Consider the following 10980-nt stretch of genomic DNA (forward strand, 5'->3'; position numbering starts at 1 on the left):
GCGGATGCGGGGGCTGTGGCGGTGGCGGGGACGGCTGCGACGGCGATTGCTGCGACTCGTGGCGAGGCGGGAATTGTGGCTGGGGCTGTGGCTGGGGCTGCTGCTGCGATCGGGGCTAGCGGTATTGTGACATTTTGGGGCGGGGATACTTTGAGGGGAATTGGTTTGTTTTTGGTTTCTGGGGTGATTTTGGGGTTAACTGCGATCGGCTTTTTTATTGCTGTTGAACAGATAGAACAATTGTCGGTAACGTCGTTTAGAAAAGCTGATTTGACTGGTGCTATATTTGATGCGGGGGCGGTTCTTGATGCTGATTTTTCCGATGCGCGAGGTTTGCCGTGGTAGCAATCAGGACACGGCAGTGCCGTTTCCCTACATTAGACTTTTTGCATAAATTTTTGATTGATATAGAAACAGCAGATTTCAGGCAGATTAACGCAGATTAACGCAGATACATTTTAAGAAAATTGGGCCAGTGAAACCGCGGTCTGCTGCATTTTTCTTGCTAAAATAGTATGGGAGTGCAAAACATTGACTTTATGACTAAGTTTCCCCACGATCAGTTTGCTAAAGAATACCTTCAAGAGTTATTGTCGCCTCTGGGAGAAGTAGAAACGAGCAAAGATGTCACCGCAGAAGTCAGAGAAATTGATGTCTAGTTTCAACCAACTTCTTTTGAGACGGAATACGTCCAAAGTTTAGGTTTATTAGGTAAAATGGCTGCTACTGTAGCTGTGATTGAGCCGTTTCGCAATCCGGTTAATACTGAAGGAATCTTCAGTTGTGTAGTAAAATTATTAAATAGTAGGGCGAAACTGGGGCGGCAGACTAATCGAGAAGACCAGCGTTTAGAAGAAAGACTATTGCCGAGGTTGTGGATTTTAACTCCCACTGCTTCGGAACTTTTACTCGACAGTTTTGGTTTTTGGGTTCCCGAAGAGTCAGAGGGCTGGGGGAAAGGAGTTTATTTTTTAACTGAGGTTTGGAGAGTTGGACTAATCGCGATTCACCAGCTACCCAGAGTCCCAGAAACTATGTGGTTGCGGATGTTGGGCCGCGGGCGGGTACAGCAGCAGGCGATCGCCGAACTCAGTGCATTGCCTGTGGATAATCCACTCCGAACTAACGCGCTACAATTATTGTACGTCTTGCAGGCAAATTTGCAAGCGAATACACCACCTATTCCCGCAGGGGATGATGAAGATCAGGAGTTAGTTATGGCGATCGCACCTCTTTTTCAACAACATTTAGAAGCAGCCAAACAACAAGGTCAGGAAGAAGGACAGCGGATGATTTTGGAGAGCTTCTTGCAGGTCAGATTTGGAGAATCAGACCCGCTAACTCTCGCATTCATCCCGTTGATATCGGCTTTACCTGTTGCCGAATTTACTGTGTTGCTAGTGCAGTTATCTAATTTGCCTGCGGGACAGAATGAACACCAAGAAGTGCAAAACTTGCTAGCACAAACGGTTCTGGAAAAATTCTTCATTAAATCGGGAAAATTAGAACAACTCCCGGTAAATCTCATCTCTAATCTGCTGGCTTTATCTCCAGACAATTTACCATCGCTGTTGGCAGATTTGCCTCAATTATCTATTGAAGAACTGACTGCTAGATTGGCAAAATCATTTACTTAGAAAAAATCAACTGACGGGCGATCGCTTGTCAATGTTGGGGCGGTTTCTCACACACATCGCCCCTAAATTTTGGAGATGTCAATAGCTGCGACCATGCGCTACTGTAGTCAATAATAGACTGTGGTCATTAATCCTTGTTGTTATGAAGCTGCGATCGTTCTTTTCTTTCCTCATTGCTGGCGTTTTAGCACTCTTAGGCTTGGGTGCAGGCGGTTTTTACTGGCTGTCAACTCAAACTCCCCTAAATTTGCTCGCGGGCGGGCCGACAACTACTCCGGCTGCGGCTGTGTTTGTCTCGAAAGAAGTACCTTTGTTGGTTTCAATGCTGGTAAATCCCGATCGCCTCGAAGCATTGCGACAAGTTTTTGCCACTCCCAAAGAAAGAAGCCTCGCACACGCAGAATTCGAGCAAATCAAAAAAAGCCTCCTCGCCAATACTGACTTGGATTACAGTCGCGATATCCAACCTTGGATCGGTGACGAAATTACCCTCGCCCTCACAAATCCCGATTTCGACGATCGCGATCGCAGCAAGGGCGAACAAACCGGGTTTTTGCTGGCTGTTTCTTCCCAAAATGCCGATCGCAGCCAACAATTTCTCAAATCCTACTGGCAAAAACAATCTCGTGCGGATAAAACAGTGCAGTCGGAACTATATAAAGGCGTCCAACTAAATTACAAAAAATTACCGACAGCCAAGCAAAAAACCGCTCCAATTTTGCCTTTCAACCCGCTTCCTCTGCCGAATTCAACTTTACCATCAAGTTTCGCGACGGCGGCAATCCGCGGCCGTTCGGCTTCGGGAAACAACCTAAATTTTGTTTTATTTTCCCACAGTCCGAATATACTTCGAGATGCAATTAACAACCTGGAAGCAGCCAACCTAAATCTCAGTAATAGTCCTAACTATCAAAAAGCTTTCCAACAGTTAAATCAAGGTAGAATAGCTTTAGCATTTGTCAATCTGCCGGAGCCAGCAACCGAGCAAAATCTCCAAGTTTTCCCTAATTCCCTCGCAGTTGCTGTCGGAGTCAACCGACGGGGATTGCTGGCTCAAACTGCTTTAGTGACATCGCGAGAAAACACGGCTTCTCCGACACTCTCCGAACCGGTGCTGGCCTTGCAATATATTCCCTCAGCCAGTCCTTTTGCCGTCGCCAGCACCGATTTAAGGAATTTTTGGGCTGATTTGTCATCGATGGTGTCAGCCAATGCAGAAGTATCTAAATTAGTCGATCGCGCGATCGCAGATATTCAGGAAAGTTGGAGTGTTAATTTGCCGCAGGATATATTCAACTGGGTACAAGGAGAATACGCTTTAGCAGTGGTTCCGAGTTCCTCAAACAGTGCGGATTGGGTTTTTGTCACCGAAACATCTGCAGATGCCCTTCAGGCGATCGACAAACTCGATGAAATTGCCCGCAGCAAAGAATATAGCATCGGCAGCTTCACTCTCAGAAACCAGAAAATTACCGCTTGGACGCAGTTGACAACTAGCTCGAATCATGGTAAGGGAAATAATAGGCAAAGTGCGATCGTAACTGAGGCAAAAGGAGTGCGAGCCACTGTCGGTAAATACGAAATTTTTACCACTTCAGTAGAAGCAATGGACGCAGCACTAAAAGCAGCCGAAACAGGTTCTTTGGTGGCCAATCAAGACTTTCAAATCAGCATCGAAGCGCTACCACCAGCTAATGACGGCTATTTTTATTTAGACTGGCCTTCGATCAGATCAATTTGGGAAAAACAAATCCCGCTGTTGAGGTTAATTGAACTTTCGGCGAGACCGTTATTTGACCATTTGCGATCGCTCACTGTTACCAGTACCGGAGAAGTCGCAGGAATTCGCAAAGCCACCATATTTATGCGGCTGAATTAGTTATTAGTTATTGGTTATTGGTTGTTGGTTATTGGTTATTGGTTATTGGTTGTTGGTTATTAGTCAGTAGTCAGTAGTCATTAGTCATTAGTTAGTAGTCATTTTAGCCTGAGTGAAGTGGAAGGCTAGTGATTAGTAACGGACGCGCCTATCACGGTAAGAAACCGGGTTTCTACGAGTTTTGGCTTGAGTGACGATAAATATTGAAAGAAACCCGGGTTCTCAGGTTGGCGGGCGTGAGTCAGAAACCGGGTTTCTACGAGTTTTCGTAACAGAAACCATAAATATTGAAAAGAAACCCGGTTTCTCAGGTTGGCGGGCGTGAGTCAGAAACCGGGTTTCTACGAGTTTTCGTAACAGAAACCATAAATATTGAAAGAAACCCGGTTTCTCAGGTTGGCGGGCGTGAGTCAGAAACCGGGTTTCTACGAGTTTTCGTAACAGAAACCATAAATATTGAAAGAAACCCGGTTTCTCAGGTCGTGAGTACACCTTACTCTACTTGTCAACTAATGCCCCATGCCCAAGGCCCTGCGCGGGCCAATGCCCCATGCCCCATGACCTGTTTGGCCCATGACTAATGATTACTGAGGCTTGGGTGGTGTTTTGGGTTTCCCAAAATAAGCTTGAAATACATCTTTCGCGATCGGGGCCGCGGCAACAGCACCAAAACCGGCATTTTCCACAATCACGGCGATCGCAATTTCTGGCTTTTCAGCAGGCCCAAATGCCACATATAGCGAGTGATCATTCTGTCCGATGAGCTCCGAAGTCCCTGTTTTGCCCCCAGTCAACGGAATCGAACCGTCATTGAGTCCCTGTCCCGTACCCTCGGAAACTACTGCGATCAATCCTTCCTTAACTATCTGAACTGTTGAAGGTTTCATCCCGATCTTTACCCGTTGAGTCTCTGGAGTGCCAGTCATAGATGTTAAAAGATGGGGCTTGATTCGATAGCCGCCGTTAGCGATCGAACTCACCATTACCGCCGCCTCCAAAGGAGTTACCAACACCAACCCCTGACCGATCGACATCGTTACCGTATCGCCCTCATACCAGGGTTCTTTATAGATTTTCTCCTTCTCCTCGGGTGTCGGAATTTGACCGTGACTGCCGCCGCTTAGCCCCAAAAGATTCAAATCCGTATCCTTGCCAATTCCCAAGCGGTGTCCCCACTTAGCAATTTCCTCGGGCCCGGTACTCATCCCCACTTGGTAAAAAAACGTATTGCTGCTGAAAGCCAAGGCCTCCCGAAAGCCGATGTAGCCGTAACCCCCGCTGTGTTCGTTAAAATCAATTCCCCCCACCGTAATGTAAGACGAAGTACCCAAAATAGAGTCTGGCGAAAACTTGCCTGACTCGATACCGGCGACAGAAGTCACAATTTTAAAAGTGCTGCCAGGGGGGTAGCCCTGCATCGCCCGATTCAAAAATGGATCTTCCTGGTCTTGAAGAGTTGCCCAGTCATCCTTACTGATTTTTCGCGTAAACAGATTGGGGTCAAAAGTCGGGTGGCTGGCGAGAACTAATACCGCGCCGGTTTTGACATCCACGGCGACGACTGCTCCCCGGCGGTTTCCTAGGGCTGTTTCCGCTGCTTTTTGCATGGGCAAGTCGATGGTTAGCTGCACAGCCTCGCCCGGTTTCGGGGGTGTTTCTCCCATCAGTCGCAATTCTTGATTTTGGGCATTTACCTCGATCAGCCGATCGCCCCAAACTCCCGCAATTTGCTTGTTAGAACTCTCTTCTATGCCCATCTGACCGACAATCATCCCCATCGGATATTCCGGGTGAGCTTTCAAATCTACTTCGGTAGCTTCGCCAATATATCCGAGAACGTGAGCTGCCAAACTGCCTTCGGGATAGTAACGGTTCGCTTCTGGCCGCACTTCGACTCCGCGTATTTGTCCTACCTGTTCTGCTAGCGGCACAAAAATTTCTGGCGGCATCGCTTGCTTGATCCGCACTGGTCTGTAGGATAGAGGATCGACCTCTTTTATTTTTTTTAAAATTTCTTTGGCCGGGATTTTAACGAGCGGACTTAACTTTTCTGCTGTTACTTTCCACTCTTCCGGCGTTTGTTCTTTCGGCCACAAATAGACCGATCGAGCTAAATTGTTTCCCGCTAGCAGTTTGCCTTTGCGATCGACAATATGTCCGCGATTTGCCGGCATTGGCACTAGGCGAACGCGATTGTTTTCGGCTCGTTCCCGGTTTTGCTTCCCTTGTACCAGTTGCAATTCTACTAGCCGACTAGCGTGCAGGCCCAGCAAAGCGGTTGCCAGCAGCATTAATACGATCGCCCGGTGCATCGGACGCGACTGTTTCTTAGGAGTTTCCCCCAGAGTTTTGTCACAAGAGCGAAATCCAGAGAGCGAAGAAATTTGTCGTTGCATCATTCTATGAGTAGATGTCAAATCCTAGATTTTAGATTCTTGATTGTCAATTGTGCAGTATACAGCATCAGACCTAGGCGATCGTCTTAGTTCTCAGTCATTAGTTCTTAGTTCTTAGTTCTTGGGAATTGGCCAAACAGGCTAAACAGGGCATTGTTAACTGTTAACTGTTGACTGTTGACTGTTAACCGTTAACTACTGCCAACTGCTGACTGCTTTCCTGCCAACTGCTGACTAAGGACTCATGACTAATGACTAATGACTAATCGTCCAAGCACCAAGAAATAGCCAGCACAATTAAGATCAGGCTCAGCCAATTAGGGAAGTGCAGCCAGCCGAATATATCGACAGGTAACATGATTAAAAGCCATGTCAAGAGGGAACCGATCGTCAACAGCAAAGCCAGAATTATCATATCGAGCATCTTGAGAGCGTATAATTTCGGATGTGAGCCGATCGCGTGTGGCAGAACTCGGAGTGGCACCATCGAGGGCGATCGCACGTGTCACGGTTCCGATGATAGTAATCACGAACAACAGCCAGAAGGTTTTTCACTCAATTAAACAAAAATTGTTCTTCCTCTGGAAGTTCCGATTCTGGGGACTCAGACGAGTAAATTCTGAGTTGTAATTTTAAGTTGTGACACAGGAGTATTGCCATGTGGTTCGATCGGTCAGTCCATTTCAAAAACAGTGCACTCTTAGCTGCGATCGGCGCGATCGCCGCCCTACCAGTTTTAGCAGAAACAGCCAACTTCGGCACTTTAACTTTATCGCGAGGTTTTGACTCCCCAACAGCAATGTTGAGAGGTTCCACAGGCGGATCGTACTCTCTCTCTGCCATTGCCAACACCGATCGCCACAAAAACAAATGTTTGGGTTTTGCCACTCCCACTCCCGACCACATCATAGTCTTGCAGCAAAACTTTTCCAAACTCGCAATCCAAGTCAACAGCGGAGGGAAGGACACAACCTTAGTCGTACAAGGCCCCGGTAACAGCCTGCGCTGCGGAGACGATACAGGTCAAAATAAAGATGCCAGCATAGTTGATTCAGACTGGCAAGCAGGATCTTACAGAATTTGGGTCGGTACTCTCGAAGCCGGAGTCAAGTCTAACTATACAATCTCACTACAGGAATAGAACGCAGCCACGCTGTGGGATGGACACGCTAAAATATTCTACATCCTAAAATTTTTCTCCCGATCGGCCGATGGCTAATATCATGTCCGTTCGATTAGATTGGTTCGTAGGGCGGACTTAAGTCCGCTAGATTAGTTGCGGACTTAAGTCCGGGCTACGAACCGTTAGTGTTGTAACAATCGACCGAACACGATCTAACTTCCCCGATCAAGTAAAATTGTAAAATTGAAAGTGGCGTGTTTAACCAAAATTGGGAACTCCGAAAGTGCTTCATACCCTTAAAGCTGACTTCAGTATAATTTTCGACCGCGACCCAGCCGCTCGCAACTGGCTGGAAGTATTATTTTGTTACCCAGGTCTTCAGGCCCTAGTGCTGCACCGCCTCGCACACTGGCTTTATTTACTGGGACTTCCCCTAATCCCCCGCTTGATTTCTCACATTGCTCGGTTTTTGACAGGAATAGAAATTCACCCCGGTGCAACGATCGGCAAAAGCGTCTTCATCGACCACGGTATGGGGGTTGTCATCGGCGAAACAGCAATAATCGGCGATTTTGCCCTAATTTATCAAGGTGTCACCCTAGGAGGCACAGGCAAAGAAAGCGGCAAGCGTCACCCTACCGTCGGCGAAAACGTAGTTGTCGGTGCCGGGGCCAAGGTACTAGGAAACCTGCTAATTGGCAACAACGTTCGCATCGGCGCAGGTTCCGTAGTCCTGCGCGATGTACCCTCAGACTGCACCGTGGTAGGGATTCCCGGCCGCATCGTATATCGATCGGGAGTGCGCGTCAATCCCCTAGAACACGGCAGTTTGCCAGATTCCGAAGCTGTGGTAATTCGCTCTTTGCTCGATCGCATCGAATCCCTCGAACAGCAAGTAAAAAGTTTGATTCCTCAAGAATCTGTTTCCTTAAATTCTGTTCCCAATTCCCATTCAGCATTTCAAACTTCAAACAAAACCAGCAATGTAGCCCTAGCTGAAAAAACCGAAGTTGCCGCCGCTTGTCAGTTAAAAGATAAAGCAATTCAAGAATTTTTCGACGGCACCGGCATCTAAAAATTTAATTAGTCAATAGTCAATAGTCAATAGTCAATAGTCATTAGGGAATTGTTAGCTGTTGACTGTTAACTGTTAACTGCCAACTGTTGACTGTTAACTGTTAACTGCCAACTGCCAACTGCCAACTGCCAACTGCCAACTGCCAACTGCCAACTACCAACTCCCAACTGACTAATAACTTCTTTTTCACGGATTGACCGATCGCACAAACCAATTTCCATCGCCATCGCGCCCGTAAAGCGATCTGTTCTGCGGTTCTCCCCGCAACTCCAAAAAATCCACCGTTTCCGGTTCCAACAACAGCAAACAAAAATTCGGCAGCGGCTCGTGAGCATCTGGGGAAGCAGAATCAAAAGCACCAGCATCCGCCTTATCTTCCCCCGGTGCAGGCCAAGCAAATTGCGATCGAGCAGCCTCAGAAAGCTCCTGCCAAGCTGTGCGGCGCGCTGTCAAAAACTCGGAATCTGCATCGTCTTGCCGCACCAAAATCAGTTGTCCCGCAATCCGAAATTGTTCCCGAGTTTTAGGGAAATACCAGCAAATCTCCCCCCAAGGATAGAGGTCAATTTCTTCCGCCTTCTGACTGCGAATATCAGTAATAAACTTCAACTGATTAGTATCTCCTAAAAAGCCTCGAAACACCACAGTGCGGTTAGCCGGACGACCAGTGGCGCGAACGGTTGCTAATTGCAAGTAGCGAGCAAAAGCAAGACTGCGGTTGCGGTGGAGAGCTCGCGCTAAGGGCGATCGCCAAACTGCTAAAGACATAATTAATAACCTATCATATTAGTTAGTAGTCATCAGTCATCAGTCATGAGTCATTAGGGAATGGTTAGCTGTTGACTGTTAACTGTTAACTGTTAACTGTTAACTGTTGACTGTTGACTGCCAACTGCCAACTGCCAACTGCCAACTGCCAACTGCCAACTGACAACTAACAACTGACACTTATTTCTGCTATTGGTAATTTTATGTCAAATGCACTCTCAAAAATCAAAACTATTGAAACTCCCCACAGCGGCTACCACTGGGACGGCAGTTCCCGGCGCTTTTTTGAAGGCTGGTACTACCGAATAACATTACCAATTCACGGACAATCCTTTGCCTTCATGTATTCCATTGAAGACCCCAGAGGCGGTCAACCATACAGCGGCGGTGCTGCCCAAATTCTCGGCCCCAAAGATAGCTATTTGTGCCGCACCTTCCCCGATGTAGAAAAGTTTTGGGCGCACCGAGAAAGCTTGGGTTTTGGGCATTGGGGCAAGACAGATTTACAAATTAAACCCGAATATTTAGAGCCGCAAATGTTCGACAGCCACGTCCAAGAAGGCTATCAAGCTACTGCTACTTTGAATCAAGGTTATCTGCACGATCCGGGAAGCAGCAGTCACTGTTTTTGGCAGTACCAAATCAAACCAGTTTACGGCTGGGGAAACTCTCAGGAACTCCAGAAATCTACAGCAGGAATGCTATCTTTTTTACCCGTATTTGAGCCTGGATGGCAAATTTTAATGGCTCACGGTTTAGCCACAGGCTGGATAGATTGGAACGGCCAACGCTACGAATTTACAGATGCTCCCGCTTACAGCGAAAAAAACTGGGGCGGTGCTTTTCCGCAAAAGTGGTTTTGGATTAATTGCAATTGTTTTCAAGGTGAAAGCGATTTGGCTGTCACTGCTGGCGGCGGCAAGCGGGGCGTGCTGTGGTGGATGGAATCGGTGGCAATGATTTGTCTGCATTACCGAGGCAAATTTTACGAATTTGTGCCTTGGAATTCTCAAGTTACTTGGAATATTGAACCTTGGGGAAGCTGGAAAATGCAGGCGAGAAACAGTCAGTTTGAAGTTGAGTTAACTGGTACTGCAAGTTCTCAGGGTACTTATGTGCGAACTCCTACTGAAAAAGGCATGGCTTTTTGCTGCCGGGATACGACGCACGGCGATTTGCGGTTGCAACTGCGAGAGTTGTTGGGGGGAAATGTCGATCGCAATGGCAAGCAGCGTTATAAAATTATTTTAGAGGCTCAAAGTTCTTTGTCTGGTTTGGAAGTTGGCGGCGGGCCTTGGGATGAAGTTTGGCGATCGAATTAAGTTAGTAGTCATTAGTCAGTAGTCATTGGTCATTAGTCATTAGTCATTGGGCATTGGTCATTGGCGCTGTCCCCCCGAGCTTTCCGTCCAACGTCAGCATTCAGCAGTCAGTTAACATTAGTAAAACAGCCATGATAAAAATACTCGGTTTACAATTAGAAAAATTCTACCGCAACCAACAATTACAACCAACTCTCAAAATAATTTTGGGACTAATTTTATGTTTGGGTGCAATCTTAATACCTGCGACAATTGCCAATGCTGGCGATTTGTCTCGCCAACCTATCACCGAAATTAATGTTAGCTTGGGTAACGAAGCTGGAGAACTCAAATTTTTCCCCAATCAGCTAGAATTTGAATCTGGTAAGCGCTATAAATTAGTGCTGAAAAATCCCAGTCCGCAGAAACATTATTTCACTTCCAAAAATTTTGCAGATGCGAGTTGGACTCAAAAAGTTGAAGCTGGTAATGTAGAAGTTAAAGGAGCCATTCACGAACTGGAACTTAAACCCGGGGCTGTGGCAGAATGGTTGTTTGTGCCGGTGAAATCGGGAAGTTACAACCTTCGCTGTACCGTAGCGGGACATACTGAGGCGGGGATGGTTGGCAAAATTGCGATCGCCTCTTAATCCCCCTATCCCATAGTTGAGACGAGCAGAGAATTCAATCTCAGACTGCATTAGACCTCTTACAAAAGTCAAATTCACCCCCCGCAAGTCCCCCCTCCCGCGGGGAGAAACAAGAATAATCTTGCTCCCTCCCCGCGGGAGGGGGGAC

The 10980-nt window shown here is 47.1% G+C and carries 11 protein-coding genes and 1 pseudogene; 7 read left to right on the forward strand and 5 right to left on the reverse strand.

The genetic code is table 11. The annotated features are described in order from the left end of the window. The 3 genes and pseudogenes from AACV78_RS11225 to AACV78_RS11235 form a co-directional block, all read left to right on the forward strand. Nucleotides 1-345 (forward strand): annotated as a pseudogene (locus AACV78_RS11225) (pentapeptide repeat-containing protein); the annotation flags it as partial. A gap of 371 nt (nucleotides 346-716) precedes the next feature. After that, entirely contained in the window at nucleotides 717-1637 is a 921-nt protein-coding gene (locus tag AACV78_RS11230) for a flagellar assembly protein H (RefSeq protein WP_228042688.1), read from the forward strand. 142 nt (nucleotides 1638-1779) lie between these two features. Continuing rightward, complete coding sequence (locus AACV78_RS11235; protein ID WP_194012584.1) at nucleotides 1780-3516, forward strand: DUF3352 domain-containing protein; 1737 nt, start codon at nucleotides 1780-1782, stop codon at nucleotides 3514-3516. Between the two features lie 584 nt (nucleotides 3517-4100). Here the strand turns inward: AACV78_RS11235 and mrdA are convergent. The 3 genes from mrdA to AACV78_RS11250 form a co-directional block, all read right to left on the reverse strand. Beyond that, nucleotides 4101-5915 carry a penicillin-binding protein 2 gene (gene mrdA / locus AACV78_RS11240; protein WP_194012585.1) on the reverse strand — a complete coding sequence of 605 codons (1815 nt, stop codon included), beginning with the start codon at nucleotides 5913-5915 and terminating at the stop codon, nucleotides 4101-4103. 314 nt (nucleotides 5916-6229) lie between these two features. Then, a complete protein-coding gene (locus AACV78_RS11245; RefSeq protein WP_194012586.1) occupies nucleotides 6230-6442 on the reverse strand; it encodes a hypothetical protein in 213 nt (70 codons plus the stop codon). A 25-nt stretch (nucleotides 6443-6467) separates the two neighbouring features. Beyond that, entirely contained in the window at nucleotides 6468-6800 is a 333-nt protein-coding gene (locus tag AACV78_RS11250; protein ID WP_228042689.1) for a hypothetical protein, read from the reverse strand. Here AACV78_RS11250 and AACV78_RS11255 point away from each other — a divergent pair. Both AACV78_RS11255 and cysE read left to right on the forward strand, forming a co-directional pair. Then, entirely contained in the window at nucleotides 6787-7053 is a 267-nt protein-coding gene (locus AACV78_RS11255; protein ID WP_228042690.1) for a hypothetical protein, read from the forward strand. The two genes, AACV78_RS11250 and AACV78_RS11255, sit on opposite strands and share 14 nt — an antisense overlap. A 265-nt stretch (nucleotides 7054-7318) precedes the next feature. Continuing rightward, entirely contained in the window at nucleotides 7319-8110 is a 792-nt protein-coding gene (cysE, locus tag AACV78_RS11260) for a serine O-acetyltransferase (protein ID WP_194012588.1), read from the forward strand. A gap of 68 nt (nucleotides 8111-8178) precedes the next feature. Here the strand turns inward: cysE and AACV78_RS11265 are convergent, their stop codons facing one another. Together AACV78_RS11265 and AACV78_RS11270 are read right to left on the reverse strand one after the other, a co-directional pair. Further along, a complete protein-coding gene (locus AACV78_RS11265; RefSeq protein ID WP_194012589.1) occupies nucleotides 8179-8334 on the reverse strand; it encodes a hypothetical protein in 156 nt (51 codons plus the stop codon). Next, nucleotides 8300-8881 (reverse strand): Npun_F5749 family FMN-dependent PPOX-type flavoprotein, encoded by a 582-nt coding sequence (locus AACV78_RS11270; RefSeq protein ID WP_194012590.1) that lies wholly within the window; start codon nucleotides 8879-8881, stop codon nucleotides 8300-8302. The genes AACV78_RS11265 and AACV78_RS11270 overlap by 35 nt, the downstream gene beginning before the upstream one ends. A 203-nt stretch (nucleotides 8882-9084) precedes the next feature. Here AACV78_RS11270 and AACV78_RS11275 point away from each other — a divergent pair, with 203 nt between their 5' ends. Both AACV78_RS11275 and AACV78_RS11280 read left to right on the forward strand, forming a co-directional pair. Beyond that, nucleotides 9085-10203 carry a tocopherol cyclase family protein gene (locus AACV78_RS11275; protein ID WP_194012591.1) on the forward strand — a complete coding sequence of 373 codons (1119 nt, stop codon included), beginning with the start codon at nucleotides 9085-9087 and terminating at the stop codon, nucleotides 10201-10203. Nucleotides 10204-10334: 131 nt separating this feature from the next. Next, nucleotides 10335-10832, forward strand: coding sequence for a plastocyanin/azurin family copper-binding protein (locus AACV78_RS11280; RefSeq protein WP_194012592.1), 498 nt, complete (start codon nucleotides 10335-10337; stop codon nucleotides 10830-10832). Nucleotides 10833-10980: the final 148 nt, after the last annotated feature.

Source organism: Tychonema sp. LEGE 07196 (assembly GCF_963890365.1).
In the GTDB taxonomy this organism is placed as follows: Bacteria; Cyanobacteriota; Cyanobacteriia; order Cyanobacteriales; family Microcoleaceae; genus Microcoleus.